General features: G+C 72.8%; 20 protein-coding genes. 12 read left to right on the top strand and 8 right to left on the bottom strand.

Translation table 11 applies throughout. The features are described from left to right. The first annotated feature begins 122 nt into the window (after positions 1-122). Positions 123-1,658 carry an ATP-dependent DNA ligase gene (locus ACFYMO_RS02375; protein ID WP_366770494.1) on the top strand — a complete coding sequence of 512 codons (1,536 nt, stop codon included), beginning with the start codon at positions 123-125 and terminating at the stop codon, positions 1,656-1,658. A 36-nt stretch (positions 1,659-1,694) separates the two neighbouring features. Here the strand turns inward: ACFYMO_RS02375 and ACFYMO_RS02370 are convergent, their stop codons facing one another. The 4 genes from ACFYMO_RS02370 to ACFYMO_RS02355 form a co-directional block, all read right to left on the bottom strand. Continuing rightward, positions 1,695-2,126: an HIT domain-containing protein gene (locus ACFYMO_RS02370; protein ID WP_366770495.1), complete on the bottom strand. Its 432-nt coding sequence runs from the start codon at positions 2,124-2,126 to the stop codon at positions 1,695-1,697. A 3-nt stretch (positions 2,127-2,129) separates the two neighbouring features. Further along, a complete protein-coding gene (locus ACFYMO_RS02365) occupies positions 2,130-2,915 on the bottom strand; it encodes an aldo/keto reductase (RefSeq protein ID WP_388543781.1) in 786 nt (261 codons plus the stop codon). A gap of 234 nt (positions 2,916-3,149) precedes the next feature. After that, positions 3,150-4,700: a cytosine permease gene (locus ACFYMO_RS02360; protein ID WP_366770496.1), complete on the bottom strand. Its 1,551-nt coding sequence runs from the start codon at positions 4,698-4,700 to the stop codon at positions 3,150-3,152. Positions 4,701-5,126: 426 nt separating this feature from the next. Next, positions 5,127-6,038: a universal stress protein gene (locus ACFYMO_RS02355; RefSeq protein WP_366770497.1), complete on the bottom strand. Its 912-nt coding sequence runs from the start codon at positions 6,036-6,038 to the stop codon at positions 5,127-5,129. A 460-nt stretch (positions 6,039-6,498) separates the two neighbouring features. On the opposite strand from ACFYMO_RS02355, the gene ACFYMO_RS02350 reads away from it, so the two are divergent. Further along, positions 6,499-7,158 carry a helix-turn-helix domain-containing protein gene (locus tag ACFYMO_RS02350; RefSeq protein ID WP_366770498.1) on the top strand — a complete coding sequence of 220 codons (660 nt, stop codon included), beginning with the start codon at positions 6,499-6,501 and terminating at the stop codon, positions 7,156-7,158. Positions 7,159-7,387: 229 nt separating this feature from the next. Continuing rightward, the gene (locus ACFYMO_RS02345; protein WP_366770499.1) at positions 7,388-9,565 is read left to right on the top strand and encodes an ATP-binding domain-containing protein; all 2,178 of its coding nucleotides are present in this window, start codon (positions 7,388-7,390) and stop codon (positions 9,563-9,565) included. Here the strand turns inward: ACFYMO_RS02345 and ACFYMO_RS02340 are convergent. Then, positions 9,542-9,712, bottom strand: coding sequence for a hypothetical protein (locus tag ACFYMO_RS02340; protein ID WP_366770500.1), 171 nt, complete (start codon positions 9,710-9,712; stop codon positions 9,542-9,544). The two genes, ACFYMO_RS02345 and ACFYMO_RS02340, sit on opposite strands and share 24 nt — an antisense overlap. A gap of 221 nt (positions 9,713-9,933) precedes the next feature. Here ACFYMO_RS02340 and ACFYMO_RS02335 point away from each other — a divergent pair, with 221 nt between their 5' ends. From ACFYMO_RS02335 to ACFYMO_RS02325, 3 genes are all read left to right on the top strand, one after another. Further along, the gene (locus ACFYMO_RS02335) at positions 9,934-10,170 is read left to right on the top strand and encodes a DUF397 domain-containing protein (RefSeq protein ID WP_366770501.1); all 237 of its coding nucleotides are present in this window, start codon (positions 9,934-9,936) and stop codon (positions 10,168-10,170) included. A gap of 369 nt (positions 10,171-10,539) precedes the next feature. Then, positions 10,540-11,442 carry a helix-turn-helix transcriptional regulator gene (locus ACFYMO_RS02330; RefSeq protein WP_366770502.1) on the top strand — a complete coding sequence of 301 codons (903 nt, stop codon included), beginning with the start codon at positions 10,540-10,542 and terminating at the stop codon, positions 11,440-11,442. 557 nt (positions 11,443-11,999) lie between these two features. Continuing rightward, the gene (locus tag ACFYMO_RS02325) at positions 12,000-12,200 is read left to right on the top strand and encodes a hypothetical protein (RefSeq protein ID WP_366770503.1); all 201 of its coding nucleotides are present in this window, start codon (positions 12,000-12,002) and stop codon (positions 12,198-12,200) included. 145 nt (positions 12,201-12,345) lie between these two features. Here the strand turns inward: ACFYMO_RS02325 and ACFYMO_RS02320 are convergent, their stop codons facing one another. Beyond that, complete coding sequence (locus tag ACFYMO_RS02320) at positions 12,346-13,167, bottom strand: SAM-dependent methyltransferase (protein ID WP_366770504.1); 822 nt, start codon at positions 13,165-13,167, stop codon at positions 12,346-12,348. 251 nt (positions 13,168-13,418) lie between these two features. Then, the gene (locus ACFYMO_RS02315; protein WP_366770505.1) at positions 13,419-13,886 is read right to left on the bottom strand and encodes an ATP-binding protein; all 468 of its coding nucleotides are present in this window, start codon (positions 13,884-13,886) and stop codon (positions 13,419-13,421) included. A 318-nt stretch (positions 13,887-14,204) separates the two neighbouring features. On the opposite strand from ACFYMO_RS02315, the gene ACFYMO_RS02310 reads away from it, so the two are divergent. From ACFYMO_RS02310 to ACFYMO_RS02290, 5 genes are all read left to right on the top strand, one after another. Beyond that, complete coding sequence (locus ACFYMO_RS02310) at positions 14,205-15,062, top strand: helix-turn-helix transcriptional regulator (protein ID WP_366770506.1); 858 nt, start codon at positions 14,205-14,207, stop codon at positions 15,060-15,062. Between the two features lie 3 nt (positions 15,063-15,065). Next, positions 15,066-15,326: a DUF397 domain-containing protein gene (locus ACFYMO_RS02305; protein WP_019356270.1), complete on the top strand. Its 261-nt coding sequence runs from the start codon at positions 15,066-15,068 to the stop codon at positions 15,324-15,326. A gap of 43 nt (positions 15,327-15,369) precedes the next feature. Further along, on the top strand, positions 15,370-16,194 hold the full coding sequence (locus ACFYMO_RS02300; protein ID WP_366770507.1) for an SAM-dependent methyltransferase: 825 nt from the start codon (positions 15,370-15,372) through the stop codon (positions 16,192-16,194). A 41-nt stretch (positions 16,195-16,235) separates the two neighbouring features. Next, a complete protein-coding gene (locus ACFYMO_RS02295) occupies positions 16,236-17,060 on the top strand; it encodes an SAM-dependent methyltransferase (RefSeq protein ID WP_366770508.1) in 825 nt (274 codons plus the stop codon). Between the two features lie 127 nt (positions 17,061-17,187). Next, entirely contained in the window at positions 17,188-19,017 is a 1,830-nt protein-coding gene (locus tag ACFYMO_RS02290; protein ID WP_366770509.1) for an acyl-CoA dehydrogenase, read from the top strand. A 16-nt stretch (positions 19,018-19,033) separates the two neighbouring features. Here the strand turns inward: ACFYMO_RS02290 and ACFYMO_RS02285 are convergent, their stop codons facing one another. Continuing rightward, a complete protein-coding gene (locus ACFYMO_RS02285; RefSeq protein WP_366770510.1) occupies positions 19,034-20,584 on the bottom strand; it encodes an FAD-dependent oxidoreductase in 1,551 nt (516 codons plus the stop codon). 234 nt (positions 20,585-20,818) lie between these two features. Here ACFYMO_RS02285 and ACFYMO_RS02280 point away from each other — a divergent pair, with 234 nt between their 5' ends. Beyond that, positions 20,819-21,583: a DUF6227 family protein gene (locus ACFYMO_RS02280; RefSeq protein ID WP_366770511.1), complete on the top strand. Its 765-nt coding sequence runs from the start codon at positions 20,819-20,821 to the stop codon at positions 21,581-21,583. Positions 21,584-21,599 lie beyond the last annotated feature (16 nt).

Raw genomic sequence — 21,599 nt, 5'->3', positions numbered from 1 at the left:
CGGGGCCTCGCCGTGCCGCCCGGCTGCGGCGCCCGCACGGGTCCCGCAGCTAGCCTGGAGGCCCGCGGACCCGGCGTACTCGCGGACCTGCCGACGGTCCGCGAGACGGGTGGAGGTGTGCCATGTTGCTCGCAGACATCGCGCGGACCTCCGCGCTGATCACCCGGGCCGCGGGCCGCAACGAGAAGGTGACGCTGCTCGCGGAACTGTTCGGGCGGACCGAGCCGTCCGAGGCGCCACTCGTCGTCACCTACCTCGCGGGGCGCCTTCCGCAGCGCCGTACCGGCATCGGGTGGCGCACCCTGCGCGAACTGCCGCCGCCCGCGGCCGAACCGTCGCTGACCGTCACGGCCGCGGACACCGCCTTCGACCGGATCGCACAGGTGAGCGGGAAGGGCGCACAGGCCGAGCGCAAACGGCTGCTGGACAGGCTGCTGGCGGCGGCCACGGAGGAGGAGCAGCAGTTCCTCGTCCGGCTGGTCGGCGGCGAACTGCGGCAGGGCGCGCTGGACGCGTTCGCGGTGGAGGGACTGGCCGCGGCCGCGGGCGCCGACCCGGGAGCGGTGCGGCGCGCGGTGATGCTCGGCGGGTCGCTCGGGGCGGTCTCCCGGGCGCTGCTGGCCGAGGGCCCCAAGGCGCTGGCCGGGTTCATGCTGGAGGTGGGCAGGCCGGTGCTGCCGATGCTGGCGCAGTCCGCGAAGGACGTCGAGGAGGCGCTCGACAGGCTCGGTCCGTGCGCGGTCGAGGAGAAGCTGGACGGCATCCGGGTCCAGATGCACAAGGACGGCGGCGACGTACGGGTCTACACCCGGACTCTGGAGGAGATCACCGACCGGCTGCCGGAGGCGGCGGAGGCCGCACGCAGGATCGGCGCGGCGCAGGCGGTCCTCGACGGCGAGGTGATCGCCCTGCGCCCGGACGGCCGGCCCCACCCCTTCCAGGACGTGTCCGGACGGGTCGCCTCCCGGCTGGACGTCCCCGGGGCCGGCAGCGAACTGCCGCTGCACCCGGTCTTCTTCGACGTGCTGCTGCTGGACGGACGGGACCTGCTCGACCAGCCGGCCGTGCGGCGGCACGCGGCACTGGCCCGGGTGCTGCCGGGGGAGCTGCGGGTGCGGCGGCTGCCGGTGCCCGATCCGGCCTCGGCGCGGGCGCGTGCCGCCGCGCGTGGTTTCGCCGAGGAGGTGCTGGCACGCGGGCACGAGGGCGTGGTCGTCAAGGCGCTCGACTCGGGGTACAGCGCCGGGCGGCGCGGGGCCTCCTGGCTGAAGGTCAAACCGGTGCACACCCTCGATCTGGTGGTGCTCGGGGCCGAGTGGGGGCACGGGCGGCGCACCGGCAGGCTGTCGAACCTGCACCTGGGGGCGCGCCGCCCGGACGGCAGCTTCGCGATGCTCGGCAAGACCTTCAAGGGGCTGACCGACACGCTGCTGGCCTGGCAGACCGGGCGGCTGCGGGAGCTTGCCGTCCGGGAGGAGCCCTGGGGAGTGCTGGTGGCGCCCGAGCTGGTGGTCGAGATCGCTTTCGACGGTGTGCAGCGCTCGACCCGCTACCCCGAGGGCGTCACCCTGCGTTTCGCCCGGGTGGTGCGCTATCGGGAGGACAAACGCCCGGAGGAGGCCGACACGGTCGGGGCGGTCACGGCGCTGCTGCGCTGAGGGGGCCCGCCGCACCCAGCCGGCACCGGCACCGGGTCACAGCTCCGCGCGGACGCGTGCGGCCACGCGCCGCGCCTCGGACTCGTCGGGGTAGCTGCCGCGCGGCCAGAAAAACCCGCGCAGCCCGTCCTTGCGCCTGCGCGGCACGACGTGCATGTGCAGGTGCGGCACCGACTGGCTGACCCGGTTGTTCCCCGCCACGAACGAGCCCTCGGCCTCCATCGCCCGCTCCACCGCGCCGGTGACGCGGCGCACGGCGCCGAAGTAGGGGCCGACCGACTCCTCCGGCAGGTCGGTCAGGGTCTCCACGTGGCTGCGCGGCACCACCAGGGTGTGGCCGGGGAAGAGCGGACGCCGGTCGAGGAAGGCGACGACGGCGCCGTCCTCATGGACCCGGAAGGCGGGCAGTTCGCCGTCGACGATCCGGCAGAAGACGCACCCGCTGCCGTCGGTGGGGGCGGCGGACACGCGTCAGTCCAGGGTGCGGGGGTCGGGGCCGACGCGGGTGCCGGTCTCCAGCCGCTGGATCTCGCGCAGGTCCTCGCCGTCCAGTTCGAAGTCGAAGACCTCGATGTTCTCCTTGATCCGCGAGGGGGTGACGGACTTCGGGATGACGACGTTGCCGAGCTGGATGTGCCAGCGCAGGACCACCTGGGCCGGCGTCTTGCCGTGCTTGGCGGCGGCCCGGCGGACCGCGGGGTCGTCCAGGACGCCGTTGCCGCGGCCCAGCGGGGACCATGCCTCGGTGGCGATGCGGTGCTCCGCGTCGAAGCCGCGCAGCTCCGGCTGCTGGAGCCGGGGGTGCAGTTCGATCTGGTTGACCGCGGGGACGACTCCCGTCTCGTCCAGGAGCCGCCGGAGGTGGTCGGTCTCGAAGTTGGAGACGCCGATGGCCCGTGCCCGGCCGCTGTCGTGGATCTCGGCCAGCGCCCGCCAGGTCTGCACGTAGCGGTCCCGGCCGGGCACGGGCCAGTGGATGAGGTAGAGGTCGACGTAGTCGAGCCCCAGCCGCTCCAGCGAGTCGTCGAAGGCGCGCAGCGCGGTGTCGTGGCCCTGGTCGGTGTTCCAGAGCTTGGTCGTGACGAACAGCTCCTCGCGGGGGATGCCGGACTCGCGGAGCGCCTTGCCGGTGCCGCCTTCGTTGCCGTAGAGCGCGGCGGTGTCCACGCTGCGGTATCCGGACTCCAGCGCGGTGGAGACGGTGGCCGTCGCCTCGTCGTCCGGCACCTGGTAGACGCCGAACCCGAGCTGCGGCATCTCCGTTCCGCTGTTCAGCAGGAGGGTGGGGACCTGGGTGCTGCTCACTGTGGACCTCGGCTTCCTCGGAGAGAGCGTCGCGGGCGGCGGTCGGGTGCCGCCCCTGGACCGGGGTTTCCGCTCCGGCCCGCTCCATTCACGCACACCGCACCGGGCTCGCGGGTTTCCTGCGCCCCGCGAGCCCGGTGCCGCGCCCTCCGGGTCCCGGTCCGCTCGGTCCGGGAGTGCCTCGCCTCAGTCCCGGCGCGCCCCGGCGGACGCCTCCTCCGTGCGGGGTGCGGGGACGCCCCGGGGTGCCGCACCCTCGCGGGGCACGGGCAGCGCCGCGTAGAGCAGCGCGGCCAGCAGCGCGGTGGCGGCCCAGCCGAGCCCGTTCTCGCCGATCCATGTGGAGACGAGCGGCCCGGTGAACCAGTCGCATTTGGTGAAGCCCAGGCCCAGCAGCAGCGCGACACCCCAGGCCGTCATGGCCTGCCAGCAGTAGCCGCCGACGTACCAGTAGCGGCTGCTGCGCGAGGTGTCGAGCAGCCCGGCGGGGTCGTAGCGGACGGTCCGGTTGCGGCGCCGCAGCATGTCGATCCCGTAGACGCCGACCCAGGCGGAGAAGGAGACGGCGAGCAGCGACAGGAAGGAGATGAACGAGCCGTAGAAGCTCTTGGCGACCAGCATCAGCAGCAGCCCGCCGACCAGGCTGATGCCCGCGTTGATGCTCACGGCCCAGGCGCGTGGCAGCTTCACACCCATCGTCTGCGCCGTGAAGCCGGCCGAGTACATCGAGAGGCTGTTGATCAGCACCATCCCGATGAGCGCGATGATCAGGTATGGCACGGCCAGCCACATCGGCAGCGCCTCGCCGAGGAAGGAGACGGGGTCGTCGGTCTTGGCCAGTGCCGGGTCCTTGACCGACATCACGCCACCCATCAGCACCATCGGAACCAGCACCAGCAGGGCGCCGGAGAGGGTTGTGCCGAAGATCTTCCGCCCCTCGGCGCTGTGCGGCAGGTACCGGGCGAAGTCGGGTCCCGTGGGGATCCAGCTGATCCCCCCGGCCGCGATGGTGCCGATCCCCGCGATGAACATGGCGGTGCCCCCGGCGGGCCGGGAGAAGACCGCGCCCCAGTCCATGGTGGTGGCCAGGTAGCCCAGGACCAGCACCGTGAAGAGCCCGAAGAGGTAGGTCGACCAGGTGTTGCAGAGGTTGAGGACCTTGCGGCCCATACCGCTGACCACGAATGTCACCCCGACGAACAGCAGCAGTGTGACGGTGATCAGCGGGGTGCTGCTGCGGACGCCGAAGAGCAGCCGGAGCACCGTCAGGACGGCGTAGGCGCCGGTGACGGCGTTGATGGTCTCCCAGCCGAAGCGGGCCACCCACAGGATCATGCCGGGGAAGTAATTGCCCCGGACACCGAAGGTGGCCCGGGAGAGCATGGCCCCCGGTGCGCCGCCCCACTTGCCGGAGACCGACAGCAGCCCTACCAGTCCGAAGGAGATACCGCCCGCGATGGCGGCCGCGAGCAGGACCTGCCAGAAGTTGAGACCGTTGAAGACCACGAGGCCGGCACCCATGGTCAGCAGCAGGACGCTGATGTTGGCGGCCACCCAGGTGGGGAAGAGTTCGCGGACCCGGCCGCGCCGCTCATGGTCGGGGACGGGCTCGATGCCGCGGGTCTCGACGGTCTCGTCGAGCGCGCCGGCCGTCTCGGCGGCGGCCGGGGACGCGGGTGCTGAGGAGGGCGCCGAGGCGGCGCCGTCGGCGTCGGTGACGCCGGGGGAGACTGCCATGGGTGGGGCTCCGTGCGTGGTTCTCTGGTGCGACGTGCGTCATTGCAGAGTCCTGACCAGGACTGGGAAGGGACTCTACGCGCGTTGCACAGGGCCCTCCATCGTACAGAGTGCCACGATCAGCCCCCTTGACCTCGGGTGATCCTCCAACGGGCCCGGAGCCGCGCCCCCGGCCCACCCTTTCGAGCGGCCCCGGCAGCGGAGCAGGCGCACGGGCGGTGCCCCCCGCCTTCCACGGCGGGCGGGGCGCCGCGTTCCGCATGGCCGGCCGCCCGGGGCACGGACCACCGCACAGCGGCGCGACCCCCGCACAAGCACTCCCGGACCCCGGTCCCGGGAGTGCGGGACGTCACGCACCCCGGGGCGGGGCAGCCGCGCGGCGCCCCCGGGGACGAAGCCCCGGAGGCATCGGCAGCGGTCAGGGCGTCACGGCACGGGGATCAGCACCACCGAGCACTTCGCGTGGTGCAGCACCGCGTGCACCACCGGGCCCACCTGGAGGCTGAGGCGCCGGGCCTGGCGCCGCACCCCCAGCACGACGGTGTCAGCGCCCTCGCTCAGCTTGATCAGGTGCTCGGCCGGCTGCCCCTGGTGCTGCTCGGCGCTCAGCGGCACCTGCGGGTACCGCTTGCGGAACGGCCGGAGGGTGTCCTCCACGAACTGCTCGGCACGCCTGGTCTCCGTGGAGGGCTCCTGCGGCGACAGCCGCAGGGCCACCCCGGGCAGCATCGGATAGATCCAGCAGTGCGCCACCCGTACCGCGGCACCGGACCGCTGCGCCGCCTGGAATCCGTACTCCACCGGCTGCGTCGCGTTCTCCGACTTCACACCGACGACCACGTCGCCGGGGGCGGCGCCGGGCTCGGGGAGGGCACCGCGCACGACCATCAGCGGCCCCGCGGCGTGCGCGGCCAGGCGCAGGCTGACGGAACCGAGCAGCAGCCCGCGGAAGCCGCCGTGCCCGCGGGTCCCCACGACGGTCAGCTCCGCGGTACGACTGCGGCCCACCAGGGCGTCCGCCGCGGGTTCGCTGACGCCGGTCGCCACGACCGTGAGCCCCGGCACGCGCTCGCGGGCCCGCTCCGCGGCACTGTCGGCGACCTCGCGGGTCGCCTGCCGCATCCGCTCCCGGTCGGCCTCCGTCTCGGGGTAGGCGCCGCGTCGCGCGGGCACCCCTCCGCAGAGCACCTCCAGTTCGGCGCCCCGCCGTTCTGCCTCGTCGGCAGCCCGGTCCAGCGCGCGGAGCGAGTGCGGGGAACCGTCGACCCCGACCACGACACGGCCGACTCCGTCGGCAGGCGCGGATATTCCTGCGGGGCGCTCGTTGCTCTCCGACATGTCCGTCCTCTCCTCGCGTCCTCGCCTCGATGCGTGGGTACCCCGCCAGTGTGGTGCACACGGGACGGATGCGGTAGAAGCTTCGGCAACCGGTCGTACCCGTCCTCCGGCACCCGCCTGGGCTTCTGTCCGGACCGGCCCCCGAATCGGCTTTCACGAGGCGGCAGTTGGGTCCGCGGCCCGCACTTCGGCGGCCCGGAAACGATTTCCGGAGTACCCCCCTCCGCTGCTCCTCTTCACCGCCCCCAACCGGCGTTCCGCTTCACCCTCTTCCACCGTTCCATTCCGCCGCCCCTCTTCGCCGTTCCGGCTCGCCGCCGGCGCAGTTGCGCCGGCGCAGTTGCGCCGGCGCGGGGCCGCCCGCGGCGCCTCCCCTGCGCGGCAGACCGCGAGCCCTCGCAGGCAAACACAACCAGGATAAACATTTAACCGAGTCGCATTTTGCTGCTACGGTCGCCCCATGAGCGAAAACGGCTCCGGACTGCGCGCACGGAAACGACAACGCACCTACCGGGCGATCTCTGACGCGGCCGTCTCCCTCTTCCTGGAGAAGGGGTTCGGCACCGTCTCCGTGTCCGAGATCGCCGAGGCCGCCGAGGTCTCCAAACCGACCCTCTTCCGCTACTTCCCCACCAAGGAGGACATGGCGCTCCACCGCTTCGCCGACCACGAGGACGAGGCCGCACGCGTGGTGGCGGGGCGCCCCGCCCGGGAGTCGCCGCTCACCGCGCTGGAGAACCACTTCCTGGCCGGGCTCGAGGCCCGCGACCCGGTCACCGGACTGTGCGACGAGCCGGAGGTGCTCTCCTTCCACCGGCTGCTCTACGGCACCCCCGAACTGGTCGCACGGCTGCACTCCTACACCGCACGGTCGGAAGAAGCGCTGGCGGAAGCGCTGGCGGCCGGGGCGGCCGACGGCCCCGCAGACGCGGGCACCGCTCCGGACCTGACGGCTCGGCTGGCGGCCGGGCAGCTCGTGACGTGCCAGCGGGTGCTCGCGACCGCCAACTGGCGGCGCATCGCGGACGGCGCGAGCGCGGACAGTGTGTCCGCCGCGGCCGGGGAGGACGCCCGCCGCGCCTTCGCGCTGCTGCGCACCGGACTGACGCCGTTCACCTGACCGGCCTGCCCCGGGGCGGGCGGAGCGGCGTACCGGCAGGCCCCGCGCCCGGACCGGAACGCGCGCCCGCACCGGCACCCAGCACCGCCGCCGCCCACCCGCACCGGAACTCCGGGCCGTACCGCAGGGCCCGCCGGGCACCGCCCGAGGGCCGGACGCCGGGCACCACGTACGACACCTGTACCGAGCCCGATCCGGCAGTGGACCGGGCAGTGAGGAGCACCGCCCCATGCCGGGGGAAGACACCGCAGAGGAGAACCCGCTCCAGGCCGAACTGGCCGCCGAGCGCGCCTATACCGACCTGTGCCGCGCCGCGCTCGGCACGGCGGAGAGCGCGGCCCGGGACCGCGTCCGGGAGGGCGCCGGAGTACTGACCGGGCAGCACTCGGGCGAGGCGGCCGCGGAGGGCGTGGCCGGCGACGGGGCGAGCGCGGAGGCCCTGGGCCGCCATCTGCGCAGCCGGGCCGCGGAACTGCACAGGGAGCCGGAGGGCCCGCCGTTCTTCGGACGGCTCGACTTCCTCGGCGCGGGGCGCGGCGGCGAGGAGGCCGGCGAACACCGGGGGCAGCGCTACTACATCGGCCGGCGGCGTGTCAGCGAACACCCCTCGGCACCGCCGCTGGTGCTGGACTGGCGCGCCCCGGTCTCCCGAGCCTTCTACCAGGCGACCGCCGTGCACCCGCAGGGCGTGGAATCCCGGCGCCGGTTCGGCTGGGCGCCGGAGGGCACCGGCACCCCGGCGGATCTGACCGGGCTGGAGGACGAGCGGCTGACGGACCCGCTGCCGGAGGGTGCCGGCGGGGGACCCCGGCCCCCGGAAGCGGTGGCCGGGCCCGCCCTCGCCTCCCGGATCGTCGCCGGAGAGATCGAACGTCCGCGGGTCGGGCCGATGCGCGACATCGTCGCCACCATCCAGCCCGAGCAGGACGACCTGGTGCGCTCGGGCCCCGACAGCTCGATATGCGTCCAGGGTGCGCCGGGCACGGGGAAGACCGCGGTCGGGCTGCACCGTGCCGCGTATCTGCTCTACACCCATCCCCGGCGGATCGAGCGGGGCGGCATGCTCGTCGTCGGCCCCAACCCGGCTTTCCTGGCCTACATCTCGGCCGTGCTGCCCGCGCTCGGCGAGAGCGGGGTACGCCAGTGCACCGTGCGGGACCTGCTGCCGGGGCTCCCGGTGCGGGCCGAGGACGCTACGCGGGTGGTCGAACTGAAGCACAGCGCCCGGATGGCCGAGGTGCTGCGACGGGCCCTCCTCGGGCGGGTCAGGCTGCCGGACGGCCCGCTGGCGGTGCCGGACGGCTCCTACCGCTGGCGGCTGGACGAGTCGGAACTGCGTGCGCTCGTCGAGGAGACGCTGGCGGAGCAGCCGCCCTACGAGGTGGGGAGGGAGCGGGTGCGGGCCCGTACGGCGGCGCTGCTGGGGGAGCAGGCCGAGCGCCGCGCCGGGCCGCCCGGCGATGCCTGGCTGCGGCGGATGGGCCGGACCAGGGCGCTGACCGGGTTCCTCGACTCGGTGTGGCCGCGGACGAAGCCGGAGGAGGTCGTCGCCGGGTTGCTGGGCGACGCGGAAGCGCTGGCCCGGGCCGCCGGCGGGCTGTTGGGCGAGGAGGAGCAGCGGGCGCTGCTGTGGCAGGGACGCCGCCCGCGGTCGCCGCGCACGGCCCGCTGGTCGGAGGCGGATCTGCTGCTGCTGGACGAAGCTGCGGGGCTGATCGCCCGTCCCGGGGAGAGCTTCCGGCATGTGGTGGTGGACGAGGCGCAGGACCTCTCCCCCATGCAGTGCCGTGTGCTGGCCCGCCGGAGCCGTTTCGGCTCACTGACCGTACTGGGCGACCTGGCACAGGGTACGACGCCCTGGGCGGCGCGCGACTGGGCGGAGCAGTTGGCGCATCTGGGCGCGCCCGGGGCGGCTGTCACTGCCCTGACCACCGGCTTCCGGGTACCGTCCGAACTGCTCGCGCCGGCCAACCGGTTGCTGGAGGTACTGGAGGTGTCGGTGCCGCCCGCGCGTTCGCTGCGCACCGGAGGCGAGCTGCGTACGGTCCGGGTGGCGACGGCTGCCGAGCTGTCCCGGGCCGTGCCGGTGCGGGTCGCCGCGGCCCTGGAGCGTGCGGGCTCGGTCGGGGTGATCGCGGCCGGGTCACGGGCCGCAGGTGTGCGGGCCGCCCTGGAGGGAGCCGGGATCACGACCGGGGCACCGGGAGGCGCGCCGGAGCGGGTCGCGGTGGTGCAGGCGGAACTCGCCAAGGGCCTGGAGTACGACCATGTGGTGCTGGTGGAACCGGCCGAGCTGGCGGGCAGCGGCTCGCTGGGGCTACGGCACCTCTATGTCGCGCTGACCCGCGCGGTGTCCCGGCTGGAGATCGTGCACGCCGCCGGGCTACCGGAGGCTCTGCGGGGCTGATCCTGCGGGGGCGGCCAGGTCGCGGAGCCAGTCGGGCTGATCGGCGATCTCCAGCAGCAGGAGCAGCCGGGTGAGCGGGTGGTCGCAGCCTGGACCGTCGCCCGCCGGGCCGTCAGGGGTGGTGAATTGAGCGCCTGGTGTGGTCACGGAGGCTCCTGTGGACGGACGGAAAATCATGAACTCCATTGTCCGATGGCGGAGTTGAGCCCACTGGGGACTCGGGCTCGGGTATGACGGGCATTGTCGTGGGTCCGCACTTACTTCTGCAAGTACATCTGCAAGTACATCTGCAAGCACGCCCAGCTGTGAGACGCTTCCGGACGTCGCAACCGCCACGGGGGACGCAAGTGACGTAGGGAGAGTCGTACATGCAGATCGAGAACGGCATCGAGGCCACGAAGATCGAGGGTGCCGCCTGGCGCAAGAGCCGCCGCAGCAACCCGAACGGCAACTGCGTGGAGGTTGCATCGCTTCCGGGGCAGGGAGTCGCCGTCCGCAACTCCCGGTTCCCCTCGGGACCCGCCCTCGTCTACACGCCCGCCGAGATCGCGGCGTTCGTCCAGGGCGCCAAGGACGGCGACTTCGACGACCTGCTGGACGCCTAGGCCTCCCCCCGGAGCGGACCGGGGCGGGCACATGCGTGCCGGACCCGACGGGGTCGGCACATTCCACCCCGCTCCGGACCGCGCCCGCGACGGCCGACTGCCGAGTCGTCTACCGGCCAGCCTCATGGACACCGCCGCCACACGACACGGACGTGTGGCGGCGGTTCGCCTCCGGCGCACCACCGGACCGGGGCGCACGGCAGCCGGCCCCGGCACGTACGGCAGCAGGAGGGCCTCCGCGCACCGGCAGACAGGTCCCCGCCACCCGGCCGTCAAATCCGGCCGTACAACCTGTATGGCTGTACGCTCAGTCGGCGGAATGGGACACTGAGCATCCGTGCAGTCACTCAGGGAAGCTAGGCGGGCGCGATGGAGGCACAGCCGCGACGCGAGGCGTCGCCCGGACGCATCCTGGACCACCCCAGGGGCGGACCGACGATCCTGCGTATCGTCCTGGGCACCCAACTGCGGCGGCTGCGCGAGGAGCAGGGCATCTCCCGGGAAGCCGCGGGCGAGGCGATCCGCGGTTCGCACGCCAAGATCAGCCGCCTGGAGCTGGGGCGGGTCGGCTGCAAGGAGCGGGACATCGCCGATCTGCTGACGCTGTACGAGGTGTGGGACCAGCGGCAGCGCGAGGAGTATCTGGAACTGGCCCGGCAGGCGGGCTCACCGGGCTGGTGGCAGAAGTACAGCGACGTGATGTCGCCGTGGTTCGACCGGCTGCTCGGCCTCGAGGAGGCCGCTTCCGTCATCCGCTCCTACGAGGTGCAGTTCGTGCCCGGGCTCCTGCAGACCCGCGACTACGCCCGCGAGGTCATCCGGCTCGGCCACCCCCGCGACGACAGCCGGCGCAGCGAACGCCGCATCGAGCTGCGCATGGAACGCCAGTCGATCCTCGACCAGCCGCACTCCCCGCGGCTGTGGGCCGTGATGGACGAGGCCGCGCTGCGCCGCCCGCTGGGGTCCCGCGAGGTGATGCGCGCCCAGCTCGAGCACCTCATCGACGTCGCCCAGCAGCCCAACGTCACGCTGCAGATCGCCCCGTTCAGCATGGGCGGGCTCGCCGCCGCGGGCGGGCCGGTCACCATCCTGCGCTTCCTGGAGCCCGACCTCCCGGACATCGTCTACCTCGAACAGCTCACCTCGTCGCTCTATCTGGAGAAGCGGGACGAGGTGGAGGGCTACCTGGTGGTCATGGACCGGCTGTGCGCGATGGCCGAACCCCCGAACAGAACCGTAGCGTTCCTGGAGAAGCTGCTGAGCGAGTACTGACCCGGCAGCGCCACCCCGCCGGGGGGGCGGACCGTCGCACCCCGCGGTCGTGCGCCGGTGTCCTTCGGCTTCCGCCGCGGGGATCGAGACGCTGCTCAGGGCGCCTGGCCCGACCTCCGCTTCGCACCGCGACGCCCCTCGCCGTGCGACAGGATGCCACCGCGTGCCCCGCGAGGCCGCCGGGCACGCCCGGCCCGCCCTCCGCCGCGACCAGATTCGGCGACCCGGCACCACATGGTGCGGCGCCGCGGTGGCACGGGCGCACGCCGCTGGCGGATTCGGCACCGGGTGGACCCACACCGAGCTGCGGCTGACCGCCGGGGGCCCGAAAGTGGTCGAGATCAACGCCCGGATCGGCGGTGACCGCATCCCGGATCTCGGGCGGCCGGCGCTGGGCGCCGACGCGGCGCTGGCGGCGGCTCGGGTGGCCTGCGGAGCGGAGCCGCCGAACCTCCGTCCCGGCCTCCGGCGAGTGGCGGGAGTCCGGTTCCGCTATCCGGAGACCGACTGCCTGGCCCGCGCGGTGCGGGTGGACACGGCGGCGCTGCCCACCGGAGGTGACCGAGGCACTCGCGATCGCCCTGCCCGGGCAGGAGCTGCGGCTGCCGCCGCACGGCGCGGTCGCGGGCCGGTACGGGCTGGTCACAGCCGTCGCGGAACCGGCTCAGGAGTGCCGTGCCGCCCTGGAGAAGGGTGCGGAGGCGGTACGGCTGGAGGTGCTCCGGCCGCTGGGGCCTCCGCGCGGGGGACACGGATAGCGGACCACAACTGCTGCCGGCCGGGGTCCGGAGGTGCCTGTGGCCCCGGACCGGCAGCGCGGGCGCCGGTCCGTCGTGGGCGGAGCCGGTCGGGGCCGCCGCTCGTCCGGCGTTCCGCGGGTCGGCGGCGGGAGCCGGCGCGATGCTACGGCTTCCGCGCCACGCCGCCGAACTCGAACCAGGTCTCGTCCTCCAGCTGGCGTGCGCACAGGTCGGAGTCGGGCCGCCAGTCGTTGACCTCGACCAGACCGGGTTCCAGCACGTCGAGACCGGTGAAGTACGCCTCGACGTCGTGCGGTTCGCGGACCCGGCCCCACTGGCCGTTGGTGCTGCGGTCCATGAACCCGGTGACGAAGTCGCGGGTCTCCCGGTCGTGACTGACGAGCTGGTTGAGGACGACGAAGCTGCCGGAGGGCACGCGCTCCAAGGCGCGGCGCACCACGGCGGCGGGGTCGGAGTGGTCGGGGATGCAGTGCATCACCGAGACGAAGAGCAGCGCCACCGGCCGGGAGAGGTCGAGCAGGCGCTTCGCCTCGGGACTGTCGAAGATCGCGTCGGTGTCGCGCATGTCGGCCTGGATCACCGCGGTGTCGGCGTTCTCCTCCAGCAGTGCCCGGCCGTGGGCGAGCACGATGGGGTCGTTGTCCACGTAGACGGCGCGGGATCCGGGGGCCGCGCGCTGGGCGACCTGGTGGACGTTGTCCTGGGTGGGCAGCCCGGAACCGTGGTCGAGGAACTGGCGGATGCCGTAGTCGCGCACCAGGATGCGCACGACCCGCTGCAGGAAGCGGCGGTTGTTGCGGGCGAGATGGCGGGTGCGCGGCACCTTCTCGTCCAGCGCCGCGACGGCTTCCCGGTCCACGGCGTAGTTGTCCTTGCCGCCGAGGTAGTGGTCGTACATCCGGGCCACGCTCGGGACGTTGATGTCCACCGTGTGCTGCCCGGTTCCGGTCGTCTCGTCCCGCATACGCGCCCCAGTGTGTTCACCGGCGCACCGCGCGCCGACCGCGCGGGCACCACCTGCCCTGGCGGGCAGCATGTCACGCCGGTCCGGTCCGGACCAACGTCAAGTGACCTTCACGCAGGGGAATTTGACCAGGTGACCGGGACAGAACGGGAGGAGCCGGGAGGGTCGCGGCACCCCGGGAGGGTCGTGACGCGGGGGCTGTTTCCGCACCGGGCGGCGCGCCATCGGGAAAGCCGCCGGGGGGCCGGCCCCTACACTGCGCCGTCGGCCGTACCCAGTTCGGCCCACACCACGCGGCCGCACCGGCCGCCGTGCGCGGAGACGCCCCAGCGCTGCGCGAGGGCGCCGACGAGTTGCAGCCCCCGGCCGTTCACCTCTTCGGGGGCCGCGCTGCGCGGCTGCGGCGCACAGCTCTGGGTGCCCTCGTCGGTGACCTCTATCCGCAGGCGCTCGGCGTCCAGGTGGATGCGGCACGCTATCCGGACGGTGTCCGTGTGCAGGACTGCGTTGGTGACGAACTCGGAGATCACCAGTTGCGCCGTGTGGGCGAGCTCCTCGGGAGAGCCCCAGTGCTGCAGCTTCCCGCGGAGCCGGGCGCGGGCCCGGGCGACCGACGAGGTGTGAGCGGGGAGCTCGAATCCCTCCTGACGCGCTTCCTCGGCCGGCGCGGCCGACGGTGCGGGCAGGGAGAGCTGCGTGAGGGGATACGAGGAGGCCACGGGGGAACGCCTTCCGTCTACCTGTGAGGGGAGGGGACGGCTGCCGGGGAGCAGTCCGCACCGGGCGCGAGCGGGCCCGCGCAGACATCGGCCGACCGGGCCGCTGCGGGCCCTTCCGGCGGCAGCGATGCTGTGCGGCTCCGGTGCCGCAGTCTCATGAGCTGGGTCACGCTCTTCACTATGCCCAGCTTCTTTCACAGATGGCAAGAGGAGTTCTGCAATTCGCAGAATCGCATGGGCAGTATGGCTGCTGCACACCAGCCATGGCACACTGCTTGACGCCAGGGTCCGCCAGGGGAGGCAGTCAGGGAGGCAGTAGTGGCCGAGGCTCGTTCCGCGCCGACTGTGGGGCAGATAGTGCTCGGCCTACGCCTTCGCGACCTCCGCGAGCGCGCCGGACACTCCTTCACCGACGCCGCGTACGCGCTCAGTGTCAACACCACGACGGTGCGTCGCATGGAGAAGGCCGAGGTGGGCCTCAAGCCGCCCTACGTGGAGAAGCTGCTGCGGATGTACGGCCTCTCCGACGAGGAGACGGCCTCGTTCCTGGCCCTGGTGGACGAGGCGAACCGGCCCGGCTGGTGGCACAGCTTCCGCGACGTGCTGCCGCCCTGGTTCAGCCTCTACGTGAGCCTGGAGGGCGAGGCCAGCCTCATCAGGGCGTACGAGCCGCACTGCGTACCGGGACTGCTCCAGACGGAGGAGTACGCGCGAGCCCTGCTGCGCACCGGCTTCCCCTCCGCCGAGGAGGAGGAACTGGACCGCCGGGTGCAGCTGCGCATGGGGCGCCAGCGACTCCTCCAGGACCCCGAGGCGCCGGTGCTGTGGGCCGTACTGGACGAGCAGGTGCTGCGCCGCCACGTGGGCTCACCCTCCGTGATGCGCGGCCAGATCGACCGGCTGATCGAGCTGTCCCGGCAGCAGAACATCACTCTGCAGATCATTCCGTTCACCGCGGGTGCCCACCCCGGCATGTTCGGGCCCTTCCAGCTCTTCCGGTTCGAGATTCCGGAGCTCCCGGACATCGTCTACACCGAGAGCCTGACGGGCGCCACGTACCTGGACGAGCGTCCGGACACCGCCGCCTATCTGGAGGTGCTGGACCGCATGGGCGCGCAGGCCGCGCCAGTACCACACACCGAGACCGTACTCGGTGAGATCCGCAAGGAGTTCTGAACCATGGGTCATTCCGGCCACCCCCCACACATATACAACGGCATGCCCGCGAAACACCTCGGCACCGAGGGCTGGCAGAAGCCGTGGAGCGGCACCAACGGCGGCAGCTGCGTCGAGGCGATGAAGCTCGGCGACGGCCGGGTGGCGCTGCGGCAGTCGACCGACCCGGAAGGTCCGGCGCTGATCTACACCACCCACGAGTTCGAGACCTTCCTCAGAGGCGCCAAGCAGGGCGTGGCCGACTTCCTGCTGGCCTCCGACTGACCGCACCGCCACCATCCCGGAACCCGGAGAACGGAGAGGCCGCATGACCGCAGAGGGCAACCCTCCCGGCATAGACACCACCAAGCCCCACTCGGCCCGGATGTACGACTACTACCTCGGTGGCAAGACCCACTACGAGGTGGACGTCCAGGCGGCCGAGGCGGTCATCGCGACCGTTCCGTTCGCCGGCGCGATGGCCCGCGCCAACCGCGACTTCATGACCAGGGCGACCCGCTGGCTGGCCGCCGAGGCGGGGGTGCGGCAGTTCCTGGACATCGGCAGCGGTATCCCCACCGAACCCAACCTCCACCAGGTGGCCCAGTCGGTCGCCCCCGACGCCCGGGTCGTCTACACCGACAGCGACCCGATCGTGCTGCAGTACGCGCAGGCGCTGCTGCACAGCACACCCGAAGGCCGCACCGCCTATCTGCAGGCCGACGCCGCCAAGCCGGAGTCCATCGCCGACTCCGACGAACTGCACGCCACTCTCGACCTGAGCCGCCCGGTGGCCCTCTCGGTCAACGCGCTCTTCCACTTCGTCCCCGACGAGTGGGGGCCCTACGAGATCCTCACCGGACTGCTGGACCGGCTGCCCTCCGGCAGCTATCTGTGCCTCTCGCACGCCACCGCGGACATCGACGACCCGGCCCTGGCCGCACTGGGCCGCGAGGTCGAGGAGATCTACGCCAAGGGCGGCACCGCACTCCGGCTGCGGGACCGCAGCGAGGTCGGCAGGTTCTTCGAGGGGCTCGAACTGGTCGAGCCGGGCATCGTGATGGCACACGACTGGCGCCCGGAACCCGGCCGGGCGGACGAGCTCCAGGAGGGGCAGCCCAGCATGCTCGCGGGCCTGGCCCGCAAACCCTGAATCACGGGGACCACGACAGGCACTACTGAGGGGGAGACCGCATGTCCGAACAGGACGGACCACCGCCGGTCGACACGGCCACACCGCACTCCGCGCGGATGTACGACTACTACCTCGGGGGGAAGACCCACTACGAGGCGGATGTGCGGGCGGCCGAGGCGGTGGTCGCCAGGCTGCCGGAGATCGTCACGGCGGCGCGCACCAACCGGGACTTCATGATCCGCGCCACCCGCGCCCTGGCGGCGGAGTACGGCGTGCGCCAGTTCCTGGACATCGGCAGCGGCATCCCCACCGAACCCAACCTCCACCAGGTGGCCCAGTCGGTCGCCCCCGACGCCCGGGTCGTCTACACCGACAACGACCCGATCGTGCTGCAGTACGCGCAGGCGCTGCTGCACAGCACACCCGAGGGCCGCACCACCTATCTGCACGCCGACGCGACCCGGCCCGGGACGGTGCTGGACTCGCCCGAGCTGGGCAGGACACTCGATCTGGACCGCCCGGTGGCCGTCTCGGTGAACGCGCTCGTCCACTTCATCCCGGACGAACGGGCGCCGGAGGGGATCCTGCGCACGCTGCTCGACCGGCTCGCCCCGGGCAGCTTCCTGTCGCTGAGCCACGGGATCGCCGATGTGCCCGACCGGGAGGGCTCCGAGCGGATCGACCATGTGGTCGACATCTACCGGCGCAGCGGCACCGTGCTCGTACCCCGGAGCCGGGAGCAGGTCGCCCGGTTCTTCGACGGGTGGGAGCTGCTGGACCCGGGGCTGACCATGACGCATCTGTGGCGCCCCGACAACGGCCCCGACGGCGGGCTGCCCAAGGGCACCCTGACCATGTACGCGGGGGTGGGGCGCAAGCGGTGACCGCGCGGGCCGCGAACCGGAGGCGTTGACAGGGCCGGCCATCGGCGTGACCATAAGCAAGCGCTTAGAAACCGAGCGCCGCACGTCGCTGCCGCCTGCTCGCCGCCTCCGGGATCGGACCGCCCTCATGCCCTCACCCTCGCTGCTGCTCTCCCGCCGCGACCTGGACTTCCAGCTCCACGACTGGCTGGACGTCGAGGCGCTGACCCGGCGCCCCCACTACGCGGAGCACTCCCGGGAGACCTTCGACGACGCCCTGGATCTGAGCGAGCGGATCGCCACCCGGCACTTCGCCCCGCACAACAAGAAGAACGACCAGGAGGAGCCCTGGTTCGACGGCGAGCAGGTGCACACCGTCAAGGAGGTCTCCGAGGCGCTCGGGGTGTTCGCCGAGTCCGGGCTGCTGGCGGCGGCCATGGACGAGGAGTTCGGCGGCATGGGCATGCCGCACACGGTCGCCACCGCCTGCTTCTCCTACTTCCAGGCGGCCAACGTCGGCACATCCGCCTACCCGTTCCTCACCCTGGGCAACGCGCGCCTGCTGTGCGCCCACGGCAGTCGCGAACAGGTCGACACCTATGTGCGGCCGATGCTCGAAGGGCGCTTCTTCGGCACCATGTGCCTGTCCGAACCGCAGGCCGGCTCCTCCCTCGCGGACGTCACCACCCGCGCCGAGCCGCAACCGGACGGCACCCACCGGCTCTTCGGCACCAAGATGTGGATCTCCGGCGGCGACCACGAACTGTCCGAGAACATCGTCCACCTGGTGCTCGCCCGGGTGCCCGGTGGACCGGCGGGCGTCAAGGGGCTGTCCCTGTTCATCGTCCCCAAGTACCTGGTCGGGCCGGACGGCGGCCCGGGTGAGCGCAACGACGTCGTCCCGGCCGGGCTCAACCACAAGATGGGCTACCGGGGCACCACCAACACGCTGCTCAACTTCGGTGAGGGCGCACGCCACCGGCCCGGCGGAGCCCCGGGAGCCGTCGGGCACCTGGTGGGCGAGGAGCACCGCGGGCTGGCATACATGTTCCACATGATGAACGGCGCCCGCATCGGCGTCGGCGCGGGCGCGATGGCACTGGGATACACCGGCTATCTCAAGTCCCTCGCCTACGCGCGCGAGCGGCCGCAGGGGCGCGCACTCTCAGCGGGCGGCAAGGACGCGGAGGCTCCGCAGGTGCCGATCGCGCAGCACCCGGACGTGCGGCGGATGCTGCTGGCGCAGAAGTCCTACGTGGAGGGCGCGCTGGGACTGCTGCTGTACTGCTCCATGCTGGTGGACGAGCAGCGTTCGGCGGCGGCGGAGGAGGACCGGGCCCGCGCCGGGCTGCTGCTGGACGTGCTGACGCCGATCGCCAAGAGCTGGCCCTCGCAGTGGTGCCTGGAGGCCAACAGCCTGGCCATCCAGGTACACGGCGGCTACGGCTACACCCGCGAGTACGACGTGGAGCAGCACTACCGCGACAACCGCCTCAACCCCATCCACGAGGGCACGCACGGCATCCAGGGGCTCGACCTGCTGGGCCGCAAGGTGGTGCAGCACGGCGGCGCCGGGTTGCACGCGCTGGACGGCGCGGTGCGGGAGACGCTGCGGCGCGCCGAGACGGCCGGCGGCGAGGCCGCGGCGCTGGCCGGGACGCTGGGCGGCTACTGGGAGCGGGCCACCGCCGTGACGGCCCGGCTGTGGGAGAGTGGGGACCCGAAGACGGCGCTGGCGAACTCCTCGGTCTACCTGGAGGCGGTCGGGCACGTGGTGGTGGCGTGGATCTGGCTGGGCCAGTTCCTGGCCACACTGTCCGCCGACCGCGCGGACGCGGGAGCCGAGGCGTTCCTGCGCGGCAAGCAACAGGCCGCCCGGTACTTCTTCCGCGTCGAACTGCCCCGCACCGGTCCGCAGTTCGACCTGCTGGCCGCGTTGGACACCGTCGCGGCCGAGACCGATCCCGACTGGCTCTGAGCCCGGCCGGACCCGCTCAGTCCTCGCCCAGGTCGCGCCGCTCCAGGGGCCGGGTGGCCGGGCCCTGGAGCACGGAGCCGTCCGTGCCGAACCGCGAACCGTGGCAGGGACACTCCCAGGCGGTCTCCGCGTCGTTGAACCGGACCAGGCAGCCCAGGTGCGGGCAGCGCGGCGAGAGGGCGCGCAGTTCACCCTCGGTCGTCCGGTGCACCGCGCAGCGCCGACCGCGCACCCGCACGATGGCGCCGTCGCCCGGCAGGATCTCGTCCACGGAGTCCACATGGCTGGGGCGCAGCCGGTCGGCGACGAACCGCCGGGCCACCGCCGACTGCAGACGCAGCAGCGCGGGCGCCTCGCCGGCCCGCAGCCGCACCGGGTCGTAGAGCTGCGCCCACGGCGGCAGCGGCCCGCCGGTGAGACGGGCGGCGAGCAGCTGCCCGGCCAGCACTCCCGAACTCATCCCCCAGCCGCCGAAGCCAGCGGCGACGTAGGTGTGCCGGGTCCCGGCGTGGAAGCGCCCGATGTAGGGCACCCGGTCGGTGGTCTCGTTGTCCTGGGTGGCCCAGCGGTGGGCGAGCCGGGCGCTGGGGAAGCGCTCGTAGGTCCAGGCGGCCAGCCGTTCGTAGCGGGCGCCGACGGAGCCGGTGCCGGGTGTTCCGGGGGCGAACTTCTCCCCCGTGACGATCAGCAGCCGCCGCCCGTCGCCGAACGGATAGGGCGCGGTGCGCACCGACCGGCTGCCCCGCTCCGGGGAGACATAGGTGCCGCCGGGATCCTCGTCCTCGGGGAGCAGCGCGGAGATGACCAGTTCCCGGCGCGGTTGCAGCCGGGAGAACATCAGCGCCCGGTCGAAGACCGGGTAGTGGGTGGCCACCACCACGTCCCGCGCGAGCACCTCTCCCCCGTTCTCGGCACGGAGCAGGCAGGGCTCCCCCCCGTCGAGCGCCACGACGCGGGTGCGCTCGAAGAGCAGGCCGCCGTGCAGCCGGATGTCGTCGGCCAGCGCCAGCAGGTACTTGCGTGGGTGGAACTGCGCCTGGTTCTCGACCCGGACGGCGGCGCGCACCCGGAAGGGCAGTCCGGTGTCGGTGACGAACGAGGCGGCCAGTCCGGCCTCGGCGGCCGCCTCCGCCTCGGCGCGCACCTCGTCCACATGCTCGGCCGACTCCACGTAGAGATACGCCGGGACGCGCTCCAGTTCGCAGTCGACGCCCAACCGCGCGGCGACGGCCGCCAGCCGGTCGACGGCGCCCTGCTGCGAGAGCGCGTAGTGCCGCGCGTCCTCGGCGCCGCGCTCGGCGCGGAGCCGGCTGTAGGTCAGCCCGTGCAGCGCGGAGAGCTTGGCCGTGGTGTGCCCGGTGACCCCGGCCGCCAGCCGGTCGGACTCCAGCACGGCGACGCTGCGGCCCGCGCGGGCCAGCTCCCAGGCCGCCGAGAGGCCGGCGATGCCGCTGCCCACCACGGCCGCGTCCACCTCGATCCGGCTGTCGGAGGGCAGTTGTGGGCAGACCTCCCCGGCCGCCGAGAGCATCCAGTAGGACTCGTATCCGACGGGCAGTGTGGTCACCGCCGCCTCCCTTCGGCCCCCGGGTCGTCCTCCATCCCTGTGGTTCCCGCTGGTACGGCGCTCACCCCCCACCGGCCACCGGCATATCACCGGGATTCGGCTGAAAAAACGCTTCTCCGCGGGGTTTCCCGCAGCGGAATTCCCCCAACTCCTCCCGCACGGTGCGGTGGGAGCGCTACGGTGTGTGCGCGCGGGGACGGTCGGTTGTTTGCTGCACGCCGGGAGGGTTCCGCGATGAGCGACAGAGGGCACCTGACGCCTGCTCACCATCTCGAAGAGCTGCTGGCCCGCGCCCAGAACCCGTTCGACGTCCGCGACCCGGTCCTGGACCGACTACGCAGCGCTGTGATGTGCCAGGTGGAGCTGTACGGCTGGCGGCACCGCAACGTCCCGGCACCGGCTCTGCGGTGCAGCAGTTTCCGCCATGTCTTCCTGCTCGCCGACGGCAGCAGCGTGCTGCTGTGGGAACTGCGCTACGACAGCCCGGACGGTGCGGGCGAACTGCACGAGGTGTACGACGACACGGAGGCACTGCGCCGCGCCGAACGCCGGACGCACCGCCTGATGGGCGAGCGGGGCGAACCGGACCGCCCGGGCCGCACGGCCGCCGTGTTCGACTTCCTGACCGGCTCTCCCGGGACGGCCTGCCCGCGGCGCGAGTACCCCGAAGGCGACTCGGCCGACCATGCCCGCAGACTGCTGCGCCGGGCCGAGAACCAGGACCGTCCCGGCGAGGAGACGCTGCGGCTGCTCTCCTCCGCGCTGGGCCATCACATCCTGCACGTCCCAGGACCCCGGGTACGGGCCGGGGACTGCCAGGTGTGGTGCTCGGTCTACGAACACGCCTTCCTGCTCGCCGACGGCAGCGAGATCAGCCTCTACGAGCTGGAGCACAACATGACGGGCAGCGGCCGGCTGGCGTGCGAGGTGTACTCGGACGAGTCCGTGGCCGGCCAGGCAGCACACCGCCTCGCCCGGGAGCGGGGCCTGGACCTGTAGATCCCGGCCACGGTCG

The sequence above is a fragment of the Streptomyces sp. NPDC007025 genome, from assembly GCF_042869455.1.
Lineage (GTDB): Bacteria > Actinomycetota > Actinomycetes > Streptomycetales > Streptomycetaceae > Streptomyces.
This window is presented reverse-complemented; position numbering and strand designations above follow the sequence as displayed.